The 23,700-nt window shown below is 57.1% G+C and carries 24 protein-coding genes; 8 read left to right on the forward strand and 16 right to left on the reverse strand.

Annotation, left to right across the window (positions count from 1 at the left end):
• Positions 1 to 113: 113 nt before the first annotated feature.
• Positions 114 to 1,748, reverse strand: coding sequence for a bacillithiol biosynthesis cysteine-adding enzyme BshC (gene bshC / locus C7445_RS07885; protein ID WP_134159532.1), 1,635 nt, complete (start codon positions 1,746 to 1,748; stop codon positions 114 to 116).
• A 93-nt stretch (positions 1,749 to 1,841) separates the two neighbouring features.
• Between bshC and ymfI the strand changes: the two genes are divergently transcribed.
• Both ymfI and C7445_RS07895 read left to right on the forward strand, forming a co-directional pair.
• Positions 1,842 to 2,615 carry an elongation factor P 5-aminopentanone reductase gene (ymfI, locus tag C7445_RS07890; protein ID WP_243835054.1) on the forward strand — a complete coding sequence of 258 codons (774 nt, stop codon included), beginning with the start codon at positions 1,842 to 1,844 and terminating at the stop codon, positions 2,613 to 2,615.
• 94 nt (positions 2,616 to 2,709) lie between these two features.
• Positions 2,710 to 3,258 (forward strand): hypothetical protein, encoded by a 549-nt coding sequence (locus tag C7445_RS07895; protein WP_134159533.1) that lies wholly within the window; start codon positions 2,710 to 2,712, stop codon positions 3,256 to 3,258.
• Here the strand turns inward: C7445_RS07895 and C7445_RS07900 are convergent.
• The 6 genes from C7445_RS07900 to clpP all read right to left on the reverse strand — a co-directional run bounded on the left by C7445_RS07900 (position 3,188) and on the right by clpP (position 8,594).
• Complete coding sequence (locus C7445_RS07900; RefSeq protein WP_243835055.1) at positions 3,188 to 4,453, reverse strand: Ger(x)C family spore germination protein; 1,266 nt, start codon at positions 4,451 to 4,453, stop codon at positions 3,188 to 3,190. The two genes, C7445_RS07895 and C7445_RS07900, sit on opposite strands and share 71 nt — an antisense overlap.
• A 75-nt stretch (positions 4,454 to 4,528) precedes the next feature.
• Entirely contained in the window at positions 4,529 to 5,161 is a 633-nt protein-coding gene (locus C7445_RS07905) for an RsfA family transcriptional regulator (RefSeq protein WP_040289424.1), read from the reverse strand.
• Between the two features lie 156 nt (positions 5,162 to 5,317).
• Entirely contained in the window at positions 5,318 to 5,557 is a 240-nt protein-coding gene (locus tag C7445_RS07910; protein WP_134159534.1) for a hypothetical protein, read from the reverse strand.
• Positions 5,558 to 5,613: 56 nt separating this feature from the next.
• Positions 5,614 to 6,780: a tRNA uracil 4-sulfurtransferase ThiI gene (gene thiI / locus C7445_RS07915; RefSeq protein WP_134159535.1), complete on the reverse strand. Its 1,167-nt coding sequence runs from the start codon at positions 6,778 to 6,780 to the stop codon at positions 5,614 to 5,616.
• Between the two features lie 9 nt (positions 6,781 to 6,789).
• Positions 6,790 to 7,950: a cysteine desulfurase family protein gene (locus C7445_RS07920; protein WP_134159536.1), complete on the reverse strand. Its 1,161-nt coding sequence runs from the start codon at positions 7,948 to 7,950 to the stop codon at positions 6,790 to 6,792.
• 65 nt (positions 7,951 to 8,015) lie between these two features.
• Positions 8,016 to 8,594 carry an ATP-dependent Clp endopeptidase proteolytic subunit ClpP gene (gene clpP / locus C7445_RS07925; RefSeq protein ID WP_134159537.1) on the reverse strand — a complete coding sequence of 193 codons (579 nt, stop codon included), beginning with the start codon at positions 8,592 to 8,594 and terminating at the stop codon, positions 8,016 to 8,018.
• Between the two features lie 183 nt (positions 8,595 to 8,777).
• Between clpP and C7445_RS07930 the strand changes: the two genes are divergently transcribed.
• Complete coding sequence (locus C7445_RS07930; RefSeq protein WP_166669049.1) at positions 8,778 to 9,179, forward strand: YgaP family membrane protein; 402 nt, start codon at positions 8,778 to 8,780, stop codon at positions 9,177 to 9,179.
• Between the two features lie 85 nt (positions 9,180 to 9,264).
• Here C7445_RS07930 and C7445_RS07935 read toward each other — a convergent pair whose 3' ends face one another.
• Positions 9,265 to 9,471 (reverse strand): hypothetical protein, encoded by a 207-nt coding sequence (locus C7445_RS07935; RefSeq protein ID WP_134159539.1) that lies wholly within the window; start codon positions 9,469 to 9,471, stop codon positions 9,265 to 9,267.
• Between the two features lie 276 nt (positions 9,472 to 9,747).
• On the opposite strand from C7445_RS07935, the gene C7445_RS07940 reads away from it, so the two are divergent.
• The 5 genes from C7445_RS07940 (at position 9,748) to C7445_RS07960 (ending at position 13,925) form a co-directional block, all read left to right on the forward strand.
• A complete protein-coding gene (locus tag C7445_RS07940) occupies positions 9,748 to 10,236 on the forward strand; it encodes an IDEAL domain-containing protein (RefSeq protein WP_134159540.1) in 489 nt (162 codons plus the stop codon).
• 65 nt (positions 10,237 to 10,301) lie between these two features.
• The gene (locus C7445_RS07945) at positions 10,302 to 10,658 is read left to right on the forward strand and encodes a YlbF/YmcA family competence regulator (RefSeq protein WP_134159541.1); all 357 of its coding nucleotides are present in this window, start codon (positions 10,302 to 10,304) and stop codon (positions 10,656 to 10,658) included.
• Between the two features lie 122 nt (positions 10,659 to 10,780).
• The gene (locus C7445_RS07950) at positions 10,781 to 11,083 is read left to right on the forward strand and encodes a DUF1292 domain-containing protein (RefSeq protein WP_134159542.1); all 303 of its coding nucleotides are present in this window, start codon (positions 10,781 to 10,783) and stop codon (positions 11,081 to 11,083) included.
• Positions 11,084 to 11,320: 237 nt separating this feature from the next.
• Positions 11,321 to 13,273, forward strand: a complete 1,953-nt coding sequence (gene acs / locus C7445_RS07955; protein WP_134159543.1) for an acetate--CoA ligase — start codon at positions 11,321 to 11,323, stop codon at positions 13,271 to 13,273.
• Positions 13,274 to 13,370: 97 nt separating this feature from the next.
• A complete protein-coding gene (locus C7445_RS07960; protein ID WP_134159544.1) occupies positions 13,371 to 13,925 on the forward strand; it encodes an acetate uptake transporter in 555 nt (184 codons plus the stop codon).
• A 71-nt stretch (positions 13,926 to 13,996) separates the two neighbouring features.
• Here C7445_RS07960 and C7445_RS07965 read toward each other — a convergent pair whose 3' ends face one another.
• The 8 genes from C7445_RS07965 to C7445_RS08000 all read right to left on the reverse strand — a co-directional run bounded on the left by C7445_RS07965 (position 13,997) and on the right by C7445_RS08000 (position 23,632).
• The gene (locus tag C7445_RS07965; RefSeq protein WP_134159545.1) at positions 13,997 to 14,920 is read right to left on the reverse strand and encodes a fumarylacetoacetate hydrolase family protein; all 924 of its coding nucleotides are present in this window, start codon (positions 14,918 to 14,920) and stop codon (positions 13,997 to 13,999) included.
• A 14-nt stretch (positions 14,921 to 14,934) separates the two neighbouring features.
• Positions 14,935 to 16,374: an aldehyde dehydrogenase family protein gene (locus C7445_RS07970; RefSeq protein WP_134159546.1), complete on the reverse strand. Its 1,440-nt coding sequence runs from the start codon at positions 16,372 to 16,374 to the stop codon at positions 14,935 to 14,937.
• A gap of 84 nt (positions 16,375 to 16,458) precedes the next feature.
• A complete protein-coding gene (locus tag C7445_RS07975; protein WP_134159547.1) occupies positions 16,459 to 18,459 on the reverse strand; it encodes a YjhG/YagF family D-xylonate dehydratase in 2,001 nt (666 codons plus the stop codon).
• 9 nt (positions 18,460 to 18,468) lie between these two features.
• Complete coding sequence (allD, locus tag C7445_RS07980; protein ID WP_134159548.1) at positions 18,469 to 19,512, reverse strand: ureidoglycolate dehydrogenase; 1,044 nt, start codon at positions 19,510 to 19,512, stop codon at positions 18,469 to 18,471.
• Positions 19,513 to 19,524: 12 nt separating this feature from the next.
• On the reverse strand, positions 19,525 to 20,181 hold the full coding sequence (locus C7445_RS07985) for a bifunctional 4-hydroxy-2-oxoglutarate aldolase/2-dehydro-3-deoxy-phosphogluconate aldolase (RefSeq protein ID WP_166669050.1): 657 nt from the start codon (positions 20,179 to 20,181) through the stop codon (positions 19,525 to 19,527).
• A complete protein-coding gene (gene dgoD / locus C7445_RS07990; RefSeq protein WP_134159550.1) occupies positions 20,178 to 21,326 on the reverse strand; it encodes a galactonate dehydratase in 1,149 nt (382 codons plus the stop codon). The genes C7445_RS07985 and dgoD overlap by 4 nt, the downstream gene beginning before the upstream one ends.
• Positions 21,327 to 21,484: 158 nt before the next feature.
• Positions 21,485 to 22,852, reverse strand: a complete 1,368-nt coding sequence (locus tag C7445_RS07995) for an MFS transporter (protein ID WP_134159551.1) — start codon at positions 22,850 to 22,852, stop codon at positions 21,485 to 21,487.
• A 105-nt stretch (positions 22,853 to 22,957) separates the two neighbouring features.
• Positions 22,958 to 23,632, reverse strand: a complete 675-nt coding sequence (locus C7445_RS08000; protein ID WP_243835064.1) for a GntR family transcriptional regulator — start codon at positions 23,630 to 23,632, stop codon at positions 22,958 to 22,960.
• Positions 23,633 to 23,700 lie beyond the last annotated feature (68 nt).

The raw sequence follows: 23,700 nt of genomic DNA on the forward strand, positions 1-23,700 counted from the left end.
ATCTCCTGCCACAGGTCCCATGGAAATTTTTAAATTTCACGGCACAGGAAAGGGCGACCCAAGCCGCTGCATGCGGTCGGATCGCCCTAAAGTTGAAACGGCCTATTTCAAAGTTATTCCACCACGATCTCAAGTACAGCTCCCGGTTGACCAACGCTTCCCCACACTGGCAGACTCGCGAACCAGTCACACCCCAATTCGCTCCACAGGTTCAGCGGTGAAAGACGGCGCTCCTGCTCGTGTCCATCCGTCCAAAACCAACGTTCAATGCGCCGCAATTGGCGTACGTCGTCACCGCGCCGCCGCTCGGCAAGATGCAGTAATTTGCTTTGCAGTCGCAACCACAGTTCGGCTTCACGTTGCGCGTGCCGTTGTACCAACGTATCCACCTGTGGGCCAAGTTCTGCATACGTTGCCGAGATGTCCTGAAGCCGCTGCCGAATCGCTGCCACTTCCTGCTCGGTACGCGTCTCGATATCGTTCGCCAGATCGCCTAATGCATAGGTGTACACCAAATCGGATGGCTCGCGAACTTGCGCAAATTCAATTTGCCATCGGTTCATGGCACGCCACACCTTCGGCACGGCGATCCGCATCCGCTGGCGCATAATGAGCGGAGGTACCGTCCGTTCATGGGCATGAAAGACGGCTCGCGCCAACGCGTGATACGCAATCTCGGATGGCCCTCCCACGTATGCCAGAGTAGGCAAGAGATAATCCTGAACGACAGGGCGCAAGAGGACGTTGGCGCTAAACGCGGTCGGTTCTTGTTCGCCTACAGCAAGCCACTCTGCAACACTTTTCTCCTCGCCCTGCCCGCGCGTGCGCAATCCTCCATCCACGCGCTCGAGCACGTAGCGCCTACCCTCCACGACACGAAACACCGTGCTATGCAGTGGATCGCGCACGACCTCCGGCACAAATCCGCCCGCAGTGACCTCATCATACGCCCGCTCCAAATTCGCTTGCACGTCTTCGACATGCTGCAATGCATGGGCAAATGCAGGCCAGGCAAGTCGGCGCAAAGCAGGGAGACATGGATCCAAGAAAACGATTGGGTGATTGCGCAACATTTGTGCAAGCAATCGCGCGTACCAGACGGCTAGCGAGTCTCCCTCCTGCCAAGCGGACGCGAGACTGTGTAACAACTGAGTCTTGTATTCCGCCTCCGGCAAGAGCTGTTCGACCTCGTGAATGACGCTGTCGACCTGCGCCCCGAGAAGCGGAGCGTGATACACCATTTGGTGCGGATCAAAGCGATGCTCTAAGCGAATGCGTGCCACCGCGTCGCTCCTGTCGATCACGTAGGCGTGATCGACCTCGCCAAAATCGTGATCCTCGGAAGCAATCCAGAACACGGGCACGACTGGCCGCGACAACATCCTTTCCATTTCGGCGGCAACACCAATGGCGGAAAGTGCCTTGCTGATGGAATATATGGGACCGGTAAAGAGGCCGGCTTGCTGGCCTGTTACAACCGCGACGCTTCTCGGATCGAGCAACTTGCCAATTGCCTCGCGCTGTACGGCGCTGGCGCCAATTTGCAAACTATAGACGGTCAAAGCGTCGACCAACTGTTGCCGCTGTGTCTGGTCAAAGTGTGCCACGACCTGATCTGCCCGCGTTATGTATGTTGATTCGAGTGTCGGATTCTGCCCATCATACAGGTGGGCGACCGATGCGAAATCAAATAGATAAGCGTCCGTCAAGCGATTGCCCGTCGGCGCTTGATGAATGGTACATTTCAAGGAGGAATCGCCCCTTCGTTATCCCATGATGGCCAAACCCATCATAACAACAAGACAACGGAGAAGTAAAATCGTAAGGAGCTGTAAGATCGATTGAACCATCAAAAACCGTCTGAACACTGTATGCGTCCCCTCGCCGGGCGCACGGCGATTGTTACGGGAGCATCGCGCGGCATTGGTCAAGCCATTGCCATCGCGTTGGCATCCAAAGGCGCAAATGTGGCAGTCCATTACCATCGCCAAAAAAGCTTAGCCGCCGCGACGGTGGACGCATGTAGACAATTCGGCGTGCGGGCAACGGCCATCCAGGCGGACGTCACCGCCGAAACCGAGGTCGAGCACCTCATGCTCGCCAGCACACAGTTGGGTCCGCCGAGTATTCTCATCAATAATGCAGGATTGGCAGACTACGGGCTTGCCATGGAGATGAGCCTCGAACGCTTTCAACACATCATGGCGGTCAACCTGACCTCCGTCTTTCTTTGTACTCGCGCCGCCATCCCGTATCTTCGCCGACACCCGCACGCTCGCGTCGTCAATATCGCATCGATGCACGGAATTGCCGGCGCCGCCATGGAAGCGGCATACGCGGCTGCGAAAGGCGGCGTGATCGCCTGGACGAAGTCGCTCGCAAAAGAACTCGCATCGCTGCGCATTACCGTCAACGCCATTGCACCGGGCGCCATCGACACCGACATGTTGGCGCAATTTGACGTCGAGGAAAAAGCCGCAATCGTTGATGCGACGCCCCTGGGGCGCCTTGGCACGGCGCACGACGTCGCCGCAGCCGCCCTGTTTTTGGCCGATCCAGCCGCCGATTTTATCACAGGGCAGGTCATCGGCGTCAACGGCGGGTTGTTGACCTAACGGCGTCTCGGGACGTTTGACCTGCGCATTTGTCAATGCGCTCGCATGAACTGGATCAGTTGCCGCCTACAAATGGATGTAAGGGGACGATCCGATGGCCAAGACACAGGGTAACAAGCGCAAAGCGAGAGGCGCACGCGGTGCAAGAGGCCAGTTTCGCGCGATGGCTCGCGAGTTAGGGCTTACCGAGAGCGAATTTCAGCGACTGGCTGTAGCGTTGACAAAGACGCTAAAAGGGGCAGCGCTCACCGGTGAAACGCCCGTTTCGGCGCGGGATCTCCTCGCCATGCTCGAATCGCCCGTGGTACAAACATTGTTTGCGGCCATGATTGGCAACGTGTTGAAAGGCACTTCCATGACTGATCCAGCGAGCGAGCCCGCCGACATTGCTCCAGTGCTCCCCCAGCGGACGCAATCGCCATCGACATGGCCGCGGCAATCGCCACAAGGACCATTGCCGCCGCACGTGCATACACACCCACCGCTCCAGCCGCCGGCCCTGCATCCTGGATTTCCCGGGTGGTACAACCTGCCGCCGACAGGCTCCGCCACCGCGTCCGCGCCACCCGCGCCTACGCCCGCTGTTGCACCGGCTCGGTTTGCACGCCAAAGCGGCGCACGTGAATGTCGGCGCGCACATTGATCCGCGCGTTTTGCAGATGTTCTTCCCACGGGAAGGCCGCGAATTGTTGATATGTCTCGAATTGTCCGCGCACCGCCTTGGACACAGGAACCACATCCGTTTGGTCCACAACCAAGAGGCGCTTTAACAACGACTGCATGCGCGTACTGACTTGTTTGTCCAATTCTTGCTCCAGGTGTGCGCGAGCCTTTGGATCGACATAGTTGCGGCTGCTTGAGATGTTGATGACATCGACATCCATGGGTACCGCAGCGCTGATTTTCACCGGGTTGGTTAGACTGACTCGATACTCGGCAGGCCGTTCTTTGTGCAATTCCAGTCCAATATCCCGCGATGGCTCCTCTGGATCCGACAAATTGAGCGTCGCGTGATGGACGCCGCCCTGCAACAGTCGGAGGTAAATACAGTCCTCTCCCGTCAGCGTATCCACCAATTTATCCCCACGAAAGACCGCCGCCCCCATCCAATCGACAGGATTGCCGCCAAGACGTTCGACCGTCCCCGCCTCGTAACTCAGAACCGGTTTTTCCGGGAGCTGGCTTCCCTTCACGTATTGATTCAAACTGTACAGGGGCGCGATCGCGTCTTCATGCGGGTTTTCCATGCCATCGATCAAATCTTGAATCCGGCACACCGGGGCGACACCCGTTCGCTGCGATACGAGCGCAACGCCGTCCGCAATACGCGTAATTGCCGTATCCAGCATGGGCTGAAACGCATCGATCACGTCCTTGGCTTGTCCGACCGCCACGGAAACCGGTACTGTCCGACGAAACTCGCGGTAGCGGGTGAGTGGCTCAATATACGGCTGGATTCCCTTTTTGGCGAGATCGCTGCCGAACACAATCAACGATAGGTGCGAGAATGTCACCGTGCGCTCAATCGACCCACCGGCAATGACCATCGCCTCCGAAATGCTGCGTGCCCGCACGGTTACCGGCTCCTTGCCGGCAAGTGGTTCCATGCCACCCTTGCTGCCGCCGCCAGACGGGTTGATGGGCTGAGCGATCCGAAACGTGCAATCGATCAGATTGCCGGGTGCCGCATCAATACCAAGTACGCTGACAAACGCCTGCTGTTCTAACTCCTGTCGGTCGTAGCAGCCGCCGATCAACATCGGGACACCGCACATCCAGCCAACAGCAGCCCATTTTGTTACACGCGGCCACTTGTGCAGCCAAGACATCCATCGCATATCTGTCACCATCCCAATGTTAGGATGGCTTTACACCTTGCCCCGCATTCCCATCAAACATGAAAAGGAGCAGGCTTATTCCGCCCGCTCCATCGGCCCATGCTCAATTCTTTCAAGATTGCCAAACTCGTCGATCTGGTACATAAAGCCTTCCGCCAGCTCGGGGCCAAGTTGTGTATCGTCAAGCAAGGCCGCCTTGCGCGCCCGCTCCATGATTTCAACGAGAGCTTTGTAATCCTGGACAACCGTTTCATAGTTTGAGCGCATGCGAGTCAATTCGTCGCGTAACCTTCTATGCTCCTCCTGGAGCTCGCGGTAGCGGCTCTTCCACTCATTCGCTTGGCGCTCAGCACTTCGCCAGCGTGAAGCCCATTCTTGGGCTGTATTCTTTTCCTGGCGCAAAAAACGCAGAACCTGCGCCCAAGTCATCAGCGTTGCCGTCGGGTGATCGACATCGCCGCCTTCCATCTGTGCCTGCACGCGCTCTGACTTGCTCTTCTTGCGCTCCTCTTTCGCCATCTCAATGATCTGGCGCTGCTGTTTGCGCACACACGCATTCCAGCGAAAACCACAGGCTGCCGCAGTACGGCCCAGCCTGCGCGAGGCTTCGTTAAAACCCGCAAGCTGCGTGCTACCTTGTTTAATGTGTTTCAAGACAATTTCAGCTAGAATCTCGTCGTCTTCCGTCGTCCACGCATCTTGGCGCATGGCTCGAGGCGTCTGGCGCATGATGTCATCCTCCTTGAAAGCCCCGCTACCGAGGCCAACGTTCCGATACATTCGCTCTGTCGCGGTTATCACGACGCTATCATTTGTTATAACCACTTATAAGAATGATTAAACGTATCGAAACCAAAGAAGGCATCATCTCCCGGGGCGCCGCTCGATCCGCCGCCAGCCCCGCCGCTTGTAAATCGCGTCTGTATGGGGATCGACAAACGTGACCACGACGCGCGGCGGCCGCGGCCGCACCTTTTGGCCACGGAAAAAGCGCCACACCATCGAGCCAATGTATAGAAGTTGGGTCGCGCGCGACCCACGCCAGAGGGTATACAACATGGAAAATGTCCGAAACAGACGAAACATGGTTCGGATGGTTTGCACTCCACCGCCACCTCCGCTTGTAGCGTGTCCGATCCGCCAGCCATCCATGCCCCCATTTACATGCCGATGCGCTTGCACTCGCGAGATGCGACCGCCGCCGCCACCAAGTTTTCGACGTCCAAGGGCGCTTCCGCGCGATCGATTTCTTCCAATTTGGGATTCGTTTTGGGTCGCCTTGGCGCAAACAGCGAACAGCAATCGTCAAACGGCTGCACAGACGTCTCATATGTCCCAATTCGTTTCGCGACATCGATGATGTCAAGCTTGTCTTCCGTGGCTAACGGCCGGATCACGGTGAGATTCGTCGCTGCGTCGACGGCGTTGAGCGCCGACAGCGTTTGACTGGCGACCTGGCCAAGGCTATCCCCTGTGACGAGAGCTCCACCACGGAGTTCGTCGGCCAATTTGGTGGCGATGCGGAACATCATTCGCCGCAATAACACAGTTCGCAACCCTTCCGGACAATGCTTGCGAATCTCCGACTGAATTTCGGTGACCGAAATCAAATGTAAAGGAAGCGGGCCACCCCACTTCGCGAGAATCTCAACCAAATCCTCGACTTTGCGTTGCGCGCGCTCACTCGTGAAGGGAAAACTGTGGAAATGGACCAGGTCAAGCGACAAACCGCGCTTCATCGCCTTCCAGACAGCGACAGGGCTGTCGATGCCGCCGGACAACAGCGCGATCGCGCGGCCGCTCATGCCGATGGGAAAGCCCCCAAGCCCGGGCACCCGACGTGGATACACGTACGCCTGTGACTTGCGCACGTCGACTTCGAGTACCAAATCGGGATGGTGGACGTCGACGCGAACCTCTGGCAGAGCGCGCAATACGGCTGAGCCCACCTCGCGGGCAATCGCGGGACTGTCGAGCGGAAACTGCTTGTTGCCGCGCCTAGCTTCGACCTTGAATGTCCCCTTGCCCGCCAGTTCATGTTTGGCCACCTGGATCGCCGTGTCGCAGATCGCTTCTATGTCGAGCGATGCAACCGCCACAGGCGAAAAGGAGGAAATGCCAAAGACGTGCTGCAATGTTTGCAATGCCGGCTCGACCGGCACCCCATGAAGTTCCACGACGATGCGCGTATGAATGCGACCGACTCGCACCTGCGGCCACGCCACGAAAGCCTGGCGCACGTTGCGCTCGAGAATCTGCTCCATGTCAGAGCGATTGGCACCCTTGGTCGTCAATTCCCCGTAGCGAATTAAGATGTGATCATACATCTATCTGCCCTACCGCCTTCCCATCATGTCGAGTAACCACCGAGTCCGCTCCGCAACCAGGGTCAAAGCCTGCTCCAGCTCCGCCTGCGACGTGCGCGGATGCCACGAAAATCGCACAGCACCGTCCGCGACCCGCTTGTCCACGCCCATCGCGGCCAACACGTGGCTGGTGTGGCGGGATCGCTTTCCGCTCGAACAGGCGCTGCCGGCTGAGACGTATACACCCTTTTCCTCCAACGCGTGGACGATGACCTCGCCTTTCAGGCCCGGCAGCGCGGCATAGACGATGTACGGCGAAGCGCTCGCCGGCGAGAAGACAACCCAGTGCCCAATGCGTTCCAGGCCTTCGATAAACGATTGCCTGTGCGCGTGCGCATCTTGTCTCGCGGCCTCCATATCCTGTACCGCCTCGCGCGCCGCTTCGGCGAAACTGATGGCGCCAAGCACATTTTCCGTGCCGGAACGCAGTCCAAACTCCTGACCGCCCCCCACGACGTGCGGCGACAAGCGCACGCCCTGGCGGACGTAGAGCGCACCCACACCCTTGAGACCGCCAACCTTGTGGCCGGACACCGTGTACAGGTGGATATTGGTGTTATCTGCTAACGACACAGGGATTTTCCCCAAAGCCTGTGTTCCATCGACGTGGAATCGGACTTTCGGCCATGCCGACAGCTTGTCCGCCAACGCTTCGACCGGGAAGATGGCCCCGGTTTCATTATTGACATGCATGACCGACACCAGGGACGTGTCATCGCGAACCGCCGCCAACACGTCGTTCACCGCGATGTCGCCCTGATTGGTTGGCCGCACGTGGGTGACTTCAAAACCGTGCTCGGCCAGTCTGCCAAACGCCTCGCGAACCGCCGGGTGTTCAACCGCCGTAGTCACGAGGTGGCGACCTCTGTTTTGCAACAATGCTGCACTTCCGAAGATGGCCAGGTTATTCGCCTCCGTGCCGCCGCCCGTAAAGACGATGTCGCCATGGTCTGCCCCTAAGGCCTGGCGCAGCGTCTTACGCGCCTCACTCAACAGCGCTTCGGCTTCCATCCCGATTCGGTGCAACGACGATGGGTTGCCAAACACGTCGATCCACTCGTGCAGGCGCGCGCGCACCACAGACGACAGTGGTGCTGTTGCCGCGTAGTCTAAGTAGAGCGCACCTTCCAAAACGATCCCTCCAACGGAAAAGACCGAGGCGCGTGACGCACCTCGGTTGTGGCACATGGTCGCGATTACCGATAAATGACCTCGTCGATCAGGCCATACGCCTTCGCTTCTTCGGCCGACATAAAGTTATCGCGATCCGTATCCTGTGCGACGCGTTCCAAAGGCTGTCCTGAGCGCTCGGCGAGGATTTGATTCAAGCGTTCGCGCGTTTTTAAAATATGGCGCGCGTGAATCTCAATATCAGACGCTTGGCCACGTGCGCCACCCAGCGGCTGGTGAATCATCACCTCTGAATTCGGCAGGGCGAATCGCTTCCCCTTGGCTCCCGCTGTCAAGAGCACCGCTCCCATGCTCGCCGCCATACCGACGCACATCGTGCTCACGTCTGGTTTGATATGCTGCATCGTGTCATAAATGGCAAGGCCGGCCGAAACCGAGCCGCCCGGGCTATTTATGTACATTTGAATGTCTTTATCCGGATCGTCGGCAGCCAAAAACAACAACTGAGCAACAACTGCGTTGGCGACATCGTCGTCGATGGCCGTGCCCAAAAAGATAATCCGATCCTTCAGCAGGCGCGAATAGATGTCATAACTGCGCTCGCCGCGCGAGGTTTGTTCCACCACATACGGAATTAAACTCATACCCCAAGCCTCCTCTTCATCACACCTCTTACAATACCCATGATGTACGAAAAACGCCATTTAGTCAACAATAGTCAAAGTCAATTGCTTTTTCGCAAAAACACGCGATCCACCCTCACGCAAGCATGGCCTTCGCTTGCCTTGCGGATACTGTTCATGACTGAACACAAAGGGGGCGAAAGCGTGCAAGCAAACTTGTCTATGGCGGATCGCTACTTCCGGTTGGCGACAGGTGTCATCAGCATTGCCAGCGCCGCTCGCGGCAGGCGCCAGTCACCGCTCGCCAAAGCTTTTTTAATGGGATATGGCGCCATGAAAGTCGCAGAAGGGGTCACTGGCTGGTGTCCGATTCGTTCTGCAGCGCAAAGCTTACTCAATCCCCAGCAACAAACCACGCAAGCGCAACAGGGCAAGCAACAAAGGCAAGCCTCGTCTGGTCAATCGACACAGTCAGTGAAACCTCCAACTGCCACCAAGCAACGCGATGCGGCAAAGGGAGCAGGCGACGAGCGCGACCATTTGCCCGAGGAAGTTGTCGCTTTCCTGATGGATCGGGATGACGACTACCGCCCAACGCAACATTGAAGATTCTGACGACAGACTGAAAACAGCCATCCGGCCGGCCCGGATGGCTGTTTGCCATATACAATGCAAAGATGGTCGATGATGTTCAATGGCGAACCAGCGAACGGCGTTCCGACCCCATGGTGTGTGAGCGGAACCGAACGCCGTACTTCCCATTGCGCGAACGATAAACCTCAACTTCCGTGGGCTGCGCCGTGCGTCGAATCCGCTCATCAGCTTCGACCCACATCACCGCGCAGTACGCTTCAAACTTACTGTCGTACAAACCCGCGAAATACACCCAGTCGTTCATCGGCCATCCCCCCATCGATAGTATGGCGCCAAGACTTGCTGCGACACAGGGAAAGCATGTGTGACTTGGGAATTTGGCGTTTGTCACGTTTCCTTTAAACCGCTGTTCTGCTACAATACTTGCACCACTTTCGGTGGTCACAAGCGAGCCGTACGGACTAGAGCCGTTTTCTCCATTGTAGAACCGCCGCATCGTCTCGAGGGGTGCGCGAAGGCATGTCACCAGGCGTATGATCGGTCAGAACAGCAAACTCCGCCAAAAAGGAGTGAACACTCGATGATGACAAAAGACGATATCCTGATTTTAAAAACCAAACTTCTCCCTGCAGGGGCTGAAGCAGTCATCGATTTTCTCGCTGCTCGTAACGGCCAACTCGAAGCAACGAACATCGTGCTGGAGAATGTGCCACTGCTCATCATCGGCCGACATGGCATGATTGCTCGTCTTCCTATTAACGGGCGCATTAAGAAAGTGAGTCAGGCAGAAGAAATCCTGCCTGCATTGCAATCATTTTTCGCCAACACGTCGTCCAGCGACAAGCTGTATGTCTTTGTAAATCTACCAGACCTACCCATTCCGCCAGAAGTGCAGCAAGTTTTGTCCGAGGTGGAAGCGAGGGCGCTGCGACGTGAACGGATTCGAATGCAAATTGACCAAGCGCTGGATCGGCGTGATCGAGTGGCGTTTGATATCGCGGTAAAAGAACTCGAGGAGATCGATCGCGAGGAAGAGTCGGCTCTTTGGCGGACGCGCCGACTTCCGTAACACGTTCGAGCGCCCCCAGTATGAGTCCCATACACACGGGTTAGGCTGACAGGGGGTGATGGGCCGTGGATAGAAACCAGCTTCTTGTGCAAGCGAGCGAATTGGCTGACTTGATTGCCGAATCGGAAGAGGCCGCAGCGTATCGCGAGGCACAGGCTCGTCTCGCGGCAAACCGTGAAGCTTCTGCCCTACTGCGACAGTTTCGCGAACTGCGCGAACAGGTTGGCGAATTTCAAGCCCGCAAGGTGCCGCCGCTGCATTATCGACACCTGCTCGAACAGGCAGATGCCCTGCTGTCCGAGCTCCATCGCATTCCTGATGTCCAATCGTTTGAAATGGCCGAGAAACGGTTAAACGATCTGCTTGACGCCGTCACGGCCCGACTGTCTGCCGCCATCGCAGAACCACCGCAAAACGTGTAACAACATGGGGCAGTTTTGCGGTATGTTTCATCCATGAATCGTTGACACTCGTACCATATGGTGTTATGTTTTTCAGGCATGGCACCAGCCAAATTTTGATATCGGATAGGAATGAGCTTGCGATGGCGGATGAACATTTGCATGAGCACGAGCACGACGACGAAATTATCGTTCTTGAAGACGAGAACGGACAAGAACATCAATTTGTCCTCGGCGAAGTGTTGACCGTCGATGAAAAGGACTATGCGGTGCTGTTGCCAATTGATGAGGAAATGGAAGAAGGCGTCATTTTCCGAATTGATGGTGAAGATGGAGATCAAATGGTTCTTGCAGAAATCGACGATGACGAAGAATGGCAGCGTGTAGTGGACGCCTACAACGACGATTTGTTCGACGACTCTGAGGAAGAGGAAGAAGACCTCTGATTTTGCTCGGCCTATGATATGGCTGCTCGACAAGCGCGGATGATGCGCGAAGCGAGCAGCCATCTTGTTTTTGCCCCAATCCCGGACCCGTGAATCATATTGGCGGCCCGTTCACATATAGTGATTACCACGTTCCCCCTCACTGATTGTTTTCTCATACAACTTATTCTATGATAATAACAATTAGCTCAACTTGTCGTGTCGTTTCTGACCCGACTCGTCGAAAGGAGCCGACATATGAGTCCAAAAGAACAACTCGATACATTGTTGCATGAATCCCGTACCTTCTCTCCATCGGAATCGTTCCGTCAGCAGGCAAATGTTCAGGATGCAAGGATTTATGAATCGGCCGAGCAGGATCCAGAAGGGTTTTGGTCTGCACAGGCCCACGAACTCACTTGGTTTGAGGAATTTGAAAGCGTTTGCAATTGGGATCCTCCGCACGCCCAATGGTTTATCGGTGGAAAATTGAATGCCGCGTACAACTGTGTGGATCGACACACGTTAACGCATCGTAAAAACAAAGCGGCCATTATTTGGGAGGGCGAACCTGGCGATAATCGCGTCCTCACCTACGATATGCTGCGGCGCGAAGTCGACAAAGCGGCGCACGCGCTGCGCCAACTGGGTGTACAAAAGGGCGACCGCGTCACCATCTATTTGCCCATGGTGCCGGAGTTGCCTATTTCCATGCTCGCTTGCGCAAAGATTGGTGCCATTCACTCGGTGGTATTCGGTGGATTCTCAGCGCAAGCTCTGCGCGATCGGATTATCGACGCGGACAGCAAGCTCCTGATCACGGCAGACGCGGGTTGGCGGCGCGGCAAGATCGTGCCATTGAAAGCGAACGCCGATGAAGCCGTCGTCGGCACGCCAATTGAGAAGGTCATCGTCGTCGAACGTGTGGGTGCGCAAGCTGCCATTGAGTTACAGGATGGCCGTGACGTTCGCTGGCAGGATCTGATGGCCAGCGCCCCCACCTCACCCTTTCCGGCGGAACCCATGGACTCGGAAGACTATCTGTTTTTACTGTATACGTCGGGAACCACAGGAAAACCGAAAGGCATCGCCCACTCGACAGCCGGCTACTTGACGGGTGCCAACACCTCGATGCGCACGGTGTTCGATCTTAAAGACAACGACATCTTCTTCTGCACGGCAGATATCGGTTGGATTACCGGCCATACGTACCTCGTGTACGGCCCGCTCTCTGCTGGCGCCACCGTCGTCATGTACGAAGGTTCGCCCGATTTTCCGGATCGCGACAGGTATTGGGAGATTGCAGAAAAGTACGGCGCGACCATCCTGTACACCGCACCGACATCGATCCGCATGTTCATGAAATGGGGATCACAGTATGTCGAACAACACGACCTAAGCTCGCTTCGACTGTTAGGAACCGTGGGTGAACCGATCAATCCGGAGGCATGGATGTGGTACCACAAGTATATCGGCCAAGAACGCTGCCCCATCGTCGACACGTGGTGGCAAACCGAAACAGGCTGTGCGATGATCGCTCCGCTGCCAGGTCTTGTCACGACGAAACCCGGCTCGGCGACGAGGCCCGTTCCTGGCATCGCGATCGATATCGTAGACGAAGAGGGCAACTCAGTTCCTCCTGGCCACGGCGGCTATCTGGTCATCACCAAGCCTTGGCCGTCGATGCTCCGTACTGTGTGGGGTGACGACGAACGATTCCGCAACACATACTTCGGCAAATTCGAAGGCATCTACCTGCCGGGCGACGGTGCTCATCTCGACGAAGACGGGTATATCTGGATTCTCGGGCGGATCGACGACGTCATCAATGTGTCGGGCCACCGGATTGGCACCGCCGAAGTGGAAAGCGCTCTCGTCGCGCATCCGGCCGTCGCTGAGGCAGCCGTCATTGGCCGTTCACACGAAGTGAAAGGCCAGGCCATCACCGCGTTCGTCACCTTGCGCGAAGGAGTCTCGGCGTCCGATGACCTGATCGCGGAGTTGAAACAGTACGTAGTCGAACGGATTGGCGCCATGGCGCGCCCGGAAGAGATTCTGTTCACGGCAGAACTGCCAAAGACGCGCAGCGGCAAAATCATGCGCCGCCTGCTTCGCGACATTGGTGAAGGGCGAGTCATTGGCGATACGACAACACTTGCGGATCCCAGCGTCGTGGAAGCGCTGAAAGCACAATACAAGGATCAGGACTAACGCAAGGGGGGTGATGTCCGCAGTCTGAATGTCGACGGTTGTGAAGGAATGTCGTTGTCGCACCACTCGCGACATGATGAAAGAAGGTGGATTTGCCATGGCAGAACAAACAAAAATCGCCGATCCTGGTCCGCTTGGGCTGGCTGGATTCGGTATTACCACATGTATTTTAAGTTTGATCAACGCGGGCGTCAGCAGTCCAGGCGCTCTCGGTGTTGTGCTTGGGCTGGCGCTCGCCTACGGCGGCGGCGCCCAGTTTATCGCAGGCATGTGGGAGTTTCGCAAAGGAAACACATTCGGGGCTACGGCGTTTTCATCGTACGGCGCCTTCTGGATTGCCTTTTATTTTATTGAAAAGGCAGCACCGCCGGCCGGGTTGGGCGTATTTCTATTGTTCTTTGGCATCCTGACTTTATTCCTTTGGATTGGCACGTTCTATCTCAATCGGGCGCTGTTCTTCGTCTTTTTGACACTGTGGATCGCCTTCTTCTTGCTTGCGCTACACGGATTTGGGGTGATGGGCAGTCAACCGGGCGGATGGGTTGGCCTCCTCTGCGGTCTTACGGCCTTGTATACGTCATTTGCGACCGTGATTAACGCCACCGCGGGAAAGACAATTTTGCCGCTCGGTCGCCCCGTCGCGAGAAGCTAATCCTGATCACGATCTATCTCTCAAAAAGACCGCCCATCGAACATGGGCGGTCTTTTTGTGATGGTTTTCCACTACATTAAACAACCGGTCTCCATGGTAGCCCTGTGTGCTCTCTGCGTTGAAATCGGATTGACCAGTTGGCCAATTGCCTGAACCTCAATGGCAACGATATCATCGGGTTGCAAAGTAAATTCGTCAGGTGGAACGATACCAGTGCCCGTCATCAGCGCAGTGCCATCGAAAATCGGATTGTCGCGCAAAAGAAAACGGATCAGTTGAGACAGCGGACGCCGCAGCTGTGTCAGTGAGATGCTTCCCGCGAACACCGTTTGTCCCGCACGCTCGATTCGCATATCGATCTCCCATGCGAGTGGTTCGACAGTCGGATCGCTCCAGAGGAGTGCAGGGCCCAATGAACAGCTGGCGGCAAAGATTTTCGCCTGCGGCAAATACAGCGGATTCTCACCTTCAATATCGCGGGAACTCAAATCATTCCCAATGGTGTAGCCAATGACATCACCCTCGCGAGACAAGACGAGGCATAGTTCGGGCTCGGGCACCATCCACGTAGAGTCGGATCGCAACTTCAGGGATTGACCAGGAGGGACCAGGCGCTCGGCTGTGGCCTTGAAAAAGAGCTCGGGTCGTGGCGCGTTATAGACGCGATCGTACACACTGTCCTGCAGTTGCGTCTCGGCATTACGAGCGACCCGGCTGCGTTCATAGGTGACCCCACTGGCCCAAACCTCAGGTGCCGTCACAGGAGGCAACAGGCGACCGGCGGCATCGAGACTGCGATACGATAACGTGGCTCCAGTGCATAATCGTTTCTCGGCCGCGCGCGTGTCCATGCCCAACGCACGTAGCGCGCGCCACATAGGAACAGGATCTGTCCACGACGGCACCTTGTCGGTAACGCTATAGACGTCGTCGCCGACCACCAATCCTAACTGAACGGAGCCGTCTGCCGGGTGCATGTAACGGATGGTCTTCATCCCAATCCCTCCTGCTACGCGCCGTAATAGACAGCGCACGTTTTCAACTGGCTGTAAAAATCGAGTGCGGCTTGACCTTGCTCGCGCGTGTGCGAACTGGATTGTTTCAAGCCACCAAACGGAGCCTGATATTCGACGCCAGCCGACTCGAGATTGACGCGAACCATACCAGCCTCGGCCGCATCCAGGAAGCGCATCGCTCGCTCGAGATCGCCGGTAAAGACCGACGCGCTAAGGCCATACACCGTCCGATTACAAAGATCCACCGCCTCATCAAACCCATCCGCCGTGAGGATACAGGCGATCGGCCCGAAGACTTCTTCCTGCGCCAAGGCGTGATCGACGTCTACCCCCGTGACAACAAGCGGACGCACATAATACCCGGCGTCAGGCGATACTTGCAAATCTCCTTCGACGACGAGACTCGCTTCGGATTTTGCGAGATCGACGTACGACTGCACTTTGCGGTACTGAGCTTGTGAAGCCACTGGTCCCAGATAGGCTTTTTCATCCAGCGCATCTCCGACGTACAGCTCGCGCACTGCGGCGGCAAGCGCGTCGACAAACGGTTCATAGATGCTCTTTTCGATAATGATGCGACTTGTGGCCGTGCATTTTTGACCGGCGGATCGGAACGCACCACTCACGACAGCCGATACCGCGACGGACAGATCGGCGTCGGCGAGGACCACAGCGGCGTTCTTGCCCCCCATTTCCGTTTGGTACTTGATGTTTCGGCCTGCGCAAGTTACCGCCACGCGCATGCCTGTTGCGGTCGATCCGGTGAAGCTGATGGCATCCACGGCCGCGTGTTCGACCAACGCCCGTCCGGCGATCGCGCCATCCCCCACGATCAGGTTGAGTACGCCTGCTGGCAGTCCGGCGTCGGCAAATACCTGCGCCACGGCGACAGCAGTCAAGGATGCGAATTCCGCAGGCTTCCATACAATGGTATTCCCACAAATCAGGGCAGGTGCTATCTTCCAAACGGGGATGGCGACCGGGAAGTTCCAAGGGGTGATGACGCCAACGACCCCGAGTGGCAGACGCTTTGTGTACTGCAGCACGCCCTCCTGGCTGGCCGGAATCACACTGCCAAAAGCGCGCACCCCTTCCGCAGCGTAGTAGCGCAACAAATGGACGCCACGTGCAACCTCGCCTTTCATCTCGGCGATGGGCTTACCCATTTCACGGCTTGCCAAAACCGCGATCTCGTCGCTTCGCGCAGCCAATAAGTCAGCCGCTTTGTAGAGAACGTCCGCTCGTTTCGGACCAGCAAGTCCCGCCCACTCGGGCAATGCGCGTCGCGCCGCCTCGGCCGCGGCAATCACATCTGCTTCTTCCGACGTATGGACAACGCCCACTTCCTCACAGAGGCGCGATGGGTTGTTGACCGTGTACGATTTACCCTTCGGCGTCATCCATTCGCCGTCTACCCAATTTTTTGATTCCAAAACGATACCCTCCTGTGTTACAAACCCATGAGTCATGAAGGCCTGCATCAAATCTGTGTCACATGTTGGTTCCTTGTGTCATCGTCATTCGCCCGCGAGAGCCTCGATCCCAGCTTCAATGACCTTGAGAATCCGCTCAATGTCGTATACCGCCCCCCGCCACGGTCCCCCACTGACGCGTTGGAGCGCCGCCCATAAACGCGTGTCATCCGGCAGTTCTGGATCCGGCGCGAGATCTGGATGGGGTTCCCGCATCGCAAGAACGTTACTACCCTCTTCTGGGTCAAACCGCACGTCTCCGACACCGACGAGGTTGACAGATCCCTGCAGCCGAAGGCGATCAATCACCACCTCGATGATGTCACCATCGCGCAGTTTACCGATGGGGCCACCAGCCAAGGCCTCCGGTCCGACGTGACCAATGCAAGCTCCGGTCGATACCCCCGAAAAGCGTGCATCGGTGATTAAAGCGACATGCTTGCCAAAAGACAGATGCTTCAGTGCAGATGTCAGCTGGTAGGTTTCCTCCATGCCCGTTCCTGACGGGCCGCGGCCGATGAGCACCAGCACGTCACCCGGCTGGATTTTGCCGTTTTTGATGGCTTGCATGGCCTGTCGCTCACTTGTGAAGACTTTGGCCGGGCCAATATGCCGATACACGCCGTCGGCATCGACGACGGACGGATCGATAGCCGTCGATTTGATCACAGCGCCGTCCGGAGCCAAGTTGCCAGTGGGAAATGTGACGGTTGACGTGAATCCGCGTGCACGCGCCGCATCGGGAGACAGAATGACATCGTCCGGATCGACGCCTGTTACGCGCAATAGTCGATCCCGCACGCGCCGACGGCGCTCTGAATCTTTCCACCACTCGAGAACGTCGTCCAAGCTGTATCCCGACGCTGTTTTCAGCGAAGTCTCAAGTAAGCCCGCCCGTCGCAAATGAAGCATGACTTCGGGCACGCCGCCTGCCAAAAAGACATACACCGTTGGATAGTCGACAGGTCCGTTTGGCAACACGCTGACAATCCGCGGCACAGCCTGGTTGACTTCCCGCCAGTCGGCAGCCGTCGGTATCGAAAGTCCGGCGCTGTGTGCGATGGCCGGAAGGTGCAAGAGCAAGTTGGTCGATCCGCCAAATGCCGCATGCACCACCATGGCGTTGTGCACGGCGGCGTCCGTCAGAATGTCTGCCATCCCCCATCCCAGTTGAGCTTGCCGCAACAGGGCTCGGGCCGAATGCACCGCAACCTCTGCCCAGATCGGCTGTCCCGAGGGCGCGAGCGCGGAATGGACAATCGCCATGCCCAGTGCCTCGGCAACGACCTGTGCAGTCGCTGCAGTCCCTAAAAATTGACATCCACCACCCGGACTTGCACAAGCCCGACAAGCAACTTCCGCCGCATATTCGAGTTCAATCTCTCCGTGCGCAAAACGCGCCCCGATGGTCTGTACCTTGCCGGCATCCTCGCCATCCACTGGGGCGAGCGTAACGCCGCCAGGGACGAGTACGCCAGGCAAACGCCCGATGGACGCTAAGGCCATCATCGTCGCCGGCAGGCCTTTGTCACACGTCGCTATGCCCATTACGCCCTTGCGAGTGGGCAATGATCGAATGAGTCGCCGCATGACCAAGGCGGCGTCATTGCGATACGGAAGCGAGTCAAACATCGCCGTGGTACCCTGCGAACGGCCGTCACACGGGTCGCTGACCGCGGCCGCAAAGGGAACTGCACCAAGGCGCCGCAGTTCGCGTGCCGCCTCTTGAACAAGTAGCCCAATTTCGTAATGACCGGTGTGATACCCCAGTGCCTCGGGCGATCCGTCTGGAGCACGCAGCCCTCCCTGCGTGCTGAGAATGAGCATGTGCTTGCCGAGAACCTTGTTTGGGTCCCACCCCATACCGACATTTTGCGTAAGTCCAAAGAGGTCGCCACTCGCCCAGGTTGCGAGCATCTCCGGAGTCAGCGGCAGACGGCCGGACGGCCCAGGCGCGTGCGTTGGAATGTCGTATACATCGGAGCGCCGTGACGAGAGTAACTCGCCTAGTTGCGCGATCGATTCAGGGTTAAAACCATCTCCCATGCCAATCCCTCACTCGCCCTGGTCAGCCGCATCATCACGAGCCGCCGCCGTCAAGTAGCGATACACAGACTCGGGAATGGGCACACCCTGCTCGCGATACAGCGCTTCCTTGCGCTGTTCGGGCTCGCCCGGCACAAGCACTTCGGCAAAGCCTGCAGCAGCTGGCTCCTGATGGAGTTCCTCGATCATCTGATCAACCGCCTCGACAAATGCGTCGTGGCTGTGAAACAAACCAGGATCGATCGCTATGAAAAGGTGCCCAAGCTTGCGCATGCGCTCATAGTCGCCGTACATGGGCAGGATGTGGGGCCCGAACGCAGCCCCGGTGAGGATGCCGGAGAGCACGTCAATGGCAAGCGCTAGCCCGTATCCCTTCGCCCCGCCCAAGGGCAACAAGGCGGTCACGGCAGACGGATCGGCGGTTGCCAGGCCGTCGGCGTCGACGCCCCAGGTTGGCGGGATCTGTTTGCCGATCTCGCGCGCTTGCAGAACTTTGCCGAATGCCACTTCGCTCGTCGCCATATCGAGAATGATGGGAGAATGGCGCTTTGCCGGAAACGCGAACGCAATCGGGTTGGTCCCGAAAAATGGGCGGCGACCGCCGAAAGGCACGACACATGCGTCGGTGTGCGTCATCGCCACGCCGATCAAACCAGCATCTGCGGCCATCTGGACGAAATACGAGAGAGCTCCACAATGGCTGCTGTTGTGCGCGCCGACCAATCCGATGCCGTGTGCGGATGCCAGTTCAACGGCACGTTCCATCGCATATTTCCCGACGACATGCCCGAAGCCGTCGTCTCCATCGACAAGCCCTGCCGTTGGCCCGGTTTGCAGAAACCGCGGCCTCGCATGCGGATTAAGCCCTCCCGCACGCACGCGGCGCACGTAATGTTCCGTTCGCAACACGCCGTGCGAGTGAACGCCGCGGAGGTCAGCGTGTACCAATACGTCGGCGACAACGCCCGCCGTGTCCTCGGGCACGCCGGCCCCGATCAGTGCGCGTTGCACCATGTGTTGCAATGTCGTGTGCGCGACCATCACATTCTCCATATCATTCCCTCCCTAGCTTGTTCGAGAGCCCTTATAGACATCGACAAACGCCTTCGCTCGGTCTGTGATCGCGCTGAACTCGCCCTGCTTGACCGCATCGCGATCGACCAGTGCGCTGCCAAGGCCAACTGCCGCGGCGCCAGCTGCAAAGAAATCCGCAACGTTTGCCAACGTCACCCCGCCCACGGCCACCAGCGGCAGACGCGGTGCCACGACCTGCACCTGCCGAAGATACGCGGGACCGCCGCGAGTTGCCGGAAAAAGCTTCACCATCGGTGCCCCTGTGCGATATGCCACCCAGATTTCACTGGGCGTAAACGCCCCGGGCAAGACGGGTACACCCACGTCCAAGCCAGCCCGAATTACCGCCGGATCGACATCGGGCGCCACCAGGAACGAGGCTCCTAGCGCCATGGCTTTCCTCGCTTCGTTCGCCGACAGCACCGTGCCTGCGCCCACCTGCATGCGCCCGTCGAAGTGCCGACACAAAGCCGCAATGGAGCGCAGTGCATCCGGCGTATTCAACGTCACTTCCATGACACGCACGCCACCGGCGTACAACGCCTGACCGACATCGAGCATCTTCGCTGCCGGAACACCGCGTACAATGGCGATCACGCCAGTCTTGAAAATCGCCTGCCAGAATCCCTCCCCCTGTGCATGGCTCACCATTCCGCCACCGATCCGTCCTCATTTCGCCACACGGGATTTCTCCAATCGTGCCCACGCGTGGCGGCTTCGCGCACAAAGCTTTCATCGATCGACAGTCCAAGTCCCGGTCCGTCAGGCAGAGTGACGAAACCACCCTCATAGGCAAATACCGAACGGTCCTGAACATAATCGAGCAAGTCGTTTTCACGGTTGTAATGAATGCCCAGACTTTGCTCTTGAATGAACGCATTGGGCGTGCACGCGTCCAATTGGAGCGATGCCGCCAGCGCGATCGGCCCCAACGGGCAGTGTGGAGCAACGGCGACATCGTGCGCTTCGGCCATCGCGGCAATCTTTTTGCATTCCGAAATACCGCCCGCGTGAGACAAGTCCGGCTGGATGATATCCACGTACCCACCTGCAAGTAACCGTTTGTAGTCCCAACGCGAATACAACCGCTCGCCGGTCGCAATCGGCATCGCGGCAACCTGGGCAATTTCGCGTAACGCCTCGTCATTTTCCGGCAATACCGGCTCTTCGATGAACATCAAGTCGAATGGACGAAGTTCCTGCGCGAGAACTTTTGCCATCGGGCGATGGAGACGACCATGAAAATCGACCGCGATACCAAAGTCCTCCCCCACTGCATCGCGCACCGCCTGCACCCGTTCCAGCACCGCATCGATCTTGTTGTGCGTGTCGATCCAGTGCACCTCTTCCGTCGCATTCATTTTGATGGCGGTAAACCCTTGCTCCCTTCGCGCTTTGGCGGCCATCCCCACGTCACTCGGGCGATCTCCGCCAATCCACGCATACACGCGCATTTTGTCGCGTACCCGGCCGCCTAACATCTCGTACACCGGCAAGTTGAAACGCTTGCCCTTGAGATCCCACAACGCCTGGTCAATTCCCGCGATCGCGCTCATCAAGACAGGTCCACCGCGGTAGAACCCACCACGGTACAAAACCTGCCAAATATCTTCAATCCGATCCGCATCGGCGCCGATCAGATACTCCTGCAATTCCTGGACCGCCGCTGCCACGGTACGCGCCCTACCCTCGACAATCGGTTCCCCCCATCCTGTCAAACCTTCCTCATCGGTCAGCTTGACAAACAGCCAACGGGGCGGAACGAGAAACCATTCAATCGAAGCGATTTTCACCGCCATCACCTCACACTTCAAAAGAGCGGAGTCGGCAAGCCAATCTTGTATGCGGTTTCATTCGATTGACTTGCCTCCCCGCACACGAAATCATCTTGCAGGACAATCGAGAGAACCAGCCGATAGCGAACATCACAATTTTTCCACGCTGGGGACCGTCAACCTTCCTTACTCACGTATCCGTAAACTTCTGGAAGGATAAAGATGGAGGCCAGCAACCCGCATAGCGGGAATACAACCGTAAACAACGTCGCGTTCGCCGTCCCAATCATGGCAAAGAAGGACGGAAACAAGAAGATACCGAGGAATCCAGATACTTTAATCCACATGTACGCAAATCCACTCGAGATTCCGCGATATCGGGCCGAGGCAACCATGGACGGAATGGTCATACAATTTTCGGCATCCCAATAGTGTCCCCAAAGCATCAACCCCGCGGCAAACGGCAACAGGATGTTGTGACCCGTGTAAAGAGCGGCCGCTGCAATCAAAAGAGCTATACCCACGATGGAGAAGCCCCAGATGCTGAGTTTCTTCTGGCCGATTTTTGGCGTGATGAGAGGTCCCACCAAACCGGAAATCAGCGCCACCATGTAGACGGCGAGCGTGATGAGGTCCGTGTCAAACGTTCCCGTCACATGCACGAGGGCAAATAGAACTGGTAGATAAAATGCGAACGTAGCAAACTCGCCGTTTTGCATAAAACCTGCGATCCACCCGTACAAGCTCGCCCGAAACCGCAGAGGATCCTTGCGAAGGTCGCGCAAGAATTCGCGTAACTTCGGCGTTGGAACCGGCACGTCGGCGTCCGGAAGCATCTCTAGCGGATCGCCATACATTTGACTCGCGATCGCCTTCGCTTCACGATATCTGCCGCGTTGGATCAGCCAGATCGCCGTTTCCGGCAAGTTCAGACGCAAGAAGAACAGAATGATGGCCGGAACGCCTGACAAACCGAGCACGATACGCCATAACAACGCATCCTTGACACCGATGCCGAGGAACAGTAAAACAATCGCGATGGCTACGACTTCGCCGACAGCGAACATAACCTGCCACCGATTGCCCATCACCTCACGCTTGCCGCTTTGCATGAACTCCATGATATACGTGTAGCCGTTTGCGATGTCCGTGCCAAGCGGAATGCCAATGATGAAGCGGATAATCACGAGCATCGTCACGCCCGTTGCAAACGCTTGCAAGACGCCGAATACGAAAAACATGAGCATGGTACCAAGGAACACGGCACGCCGCCCGATCTTGTCGGTCAGCCAACCGCCTATCAACGCCCCAATGAGCGCCCCACCCTGCGTTGCCGCCGATGCTAGACCGAGCATCAAAGCGGACGGATGGTAGATGGCCTTGATGAAGACAATGACAAATGAGATGGAGTACAGATCCCAGGCCTCAATGAAGATGGATGCAATCATTAGCCAACCAATCTTCGTTCCACTCGGACTGTACTTTTCCACCAGTCGCGAAATTGCCGCCGCTGCCCTTGGTTCAATACCAAGCGCGTTGTCCATCAGCTAACCTCCTTTAGCCGCCGCGGATAGGTCCGCGATCGACATGTATACTTGTCGACATCTTATTCCGACAGCAGTCGTTCCATGCTTGTTGGCAAAAGTGTTTTATGAAAGTCCAAACAGCGTTTCGACCAGACTTTTGGTCTCTTCCAAGTGTTTTTGGACGACATCCTGCACGAAACCTGTATCGCCGATGGACAAGGCCTTCACCAAATCTCGATGTTGCTGTAACGACCCAGACATATCCTCAGGGCAGCGCTCTAGTCGCCGCTCGGTCACTACGGCCAAGGTAGCATGCACGATTTCCCGAATTTCTCCCCACATATGCCACAACCGCTTGTGCCCTGCGGCCTGAACGACGGACTCGTGAAACCGTAAATCCCAAGCGGCGAATTCTACGTGGTTGCCATGCCTTACGGACAGCTCCATCTTATCGATCATTTGTGTCAAATCGATACACAAGGCGGATCGCACGTCAACCAACTGAGCGGCTACTCGAATGAATGCGAAACGTTCAATCAAGAACCGAACGTCGTATAGTTCCTGCACGTCGTTGGCGTCCAGCCCCTTGACGACCGCCCCCATGCGCGCCAACTCGATCACGCCTTCATGAGCCAACTCACGCAGCGCTTCGCGAACGGGAGAGCGGCTTGTGCCAAACTCGCGGGCCAGTTGATTCTCGGAAATCACCTCTCCCTTCGCCAGCGTCCCTGAAACAATTCGGCATCGCAATTGGTCCGCAATTTTCGCTCCCAAGGTAGCAAAGGACGAAATCGTCACATCCGCCAACCACAGCACCCCTTTTCTCTGCTTATGTTTATCTTGTATTTGACACAAAGTAAGCTTAT

The sequence above is a fragment of the Alicyclobacillus sacchari genome, from assembly GCF_004366795.1.
Taxonomy (GTDB): Bacteria; Bacillota; Bacilli; order Alicyclobacillales; family Alicyclobacillaceae; genus Alicyclobacillus; species Alicyclobacillus sacchari.

Bases quoted from the DNA above. Each gene is read 5' to 3' on its own strand.
- C7445_RS07895 (WP_134159533.1), top strand. From the start codon at position 2,710: ATGGCCAAGACACAGGGTAACAAGCGCAAAGCGAGAGGCGCACGCGGT.
- C7445_RS07900 (WP_243835055.1), bottom strand. From the start codon at position 4,453: ATGCGATGGATGTCTTGGCTGCACAAGTGGCCGCGTGTAACAAAATGG.
- C7445_RS07905 (WP_040289424.1), bottom strand. From the start codon at position 5,161: ATGCGCCAAGATGCGTGGACGACGGAAGACGACGAGATTCTAGCTGAA.
- thiI (WP_134159535.1), bottom strand. From the start codon at position 6,780: ATGTATGATCACATCTTAATTCGCTACGGGGAATTGACGACCAAGGGT.
- clpP (WP_134159537.1), bottom strand. From the start codon at position 8,594: ATGAGTTTAATTCCGTATGTGGTGGAACAAACCTCGCGCGGCGAGCGC.
- C7445_RS07935 (WP_134159539.1), bottom strand. From the start codon at position 9,471: ATGAACGACTGGGTGTATTTCGCGGGTTTGTACGACAGTAAGTTTGAA.
- C7445_RS07940 (WP_134159540.1), top strand. From the start codon at position 9,748: ATGATGACAAAAGACGATATCCTGATTTTAAAAACCAAACTTCTCCCT.
- C7445_RS07950 (WP_134159542.1), top strand. From the start codon at position 10,781: ATGGCGGATGAACATTTGCATGAGCACGAGCACGACGACGAAATTATC.
- acs (WP_134159543.1), top strand. From the start codon at position 11,321: ATGAGTCCAAAAGAACAACTCGATACATTGTTGCATGAATCCCGTACC.
- C7445_RS07960 (WP_134159544.1), top strand. From the start codon at position 13,371: ATGGCAGAACAAACAAAAATCGCCGATCCTGGTCCGCTTGGGCTGGCT.
- C7445_RS07965 (WP_134159545.1), bottom strand. From the start codon at position 14,920: ATGAAGACCATCCGTTACATGCACCCGGCAGACGGCTCCGTTCAGTTA.
- C7445_RS07975 (WP_134159547.1), bottom strand. From the start codon at position 18,459: ATGGGAGATGGTTTTAACCCTGAATCGATCGCGCAACTAGGCGAGTTA.
- allD (WP_134159548.1), bottom strand. From the start codon at position 19,512: ATGGAGAATGTGATGGTCGCGCACACGACATTGCAACACATGGTGCAA.
- C7445_RS07995 (WP_134159551.1), bottom strand. From the start codon at position 22,852: ATGGACAACGCGCTTGGTATTGAACCAAGGGCAGCGGCGGCAATTTCG.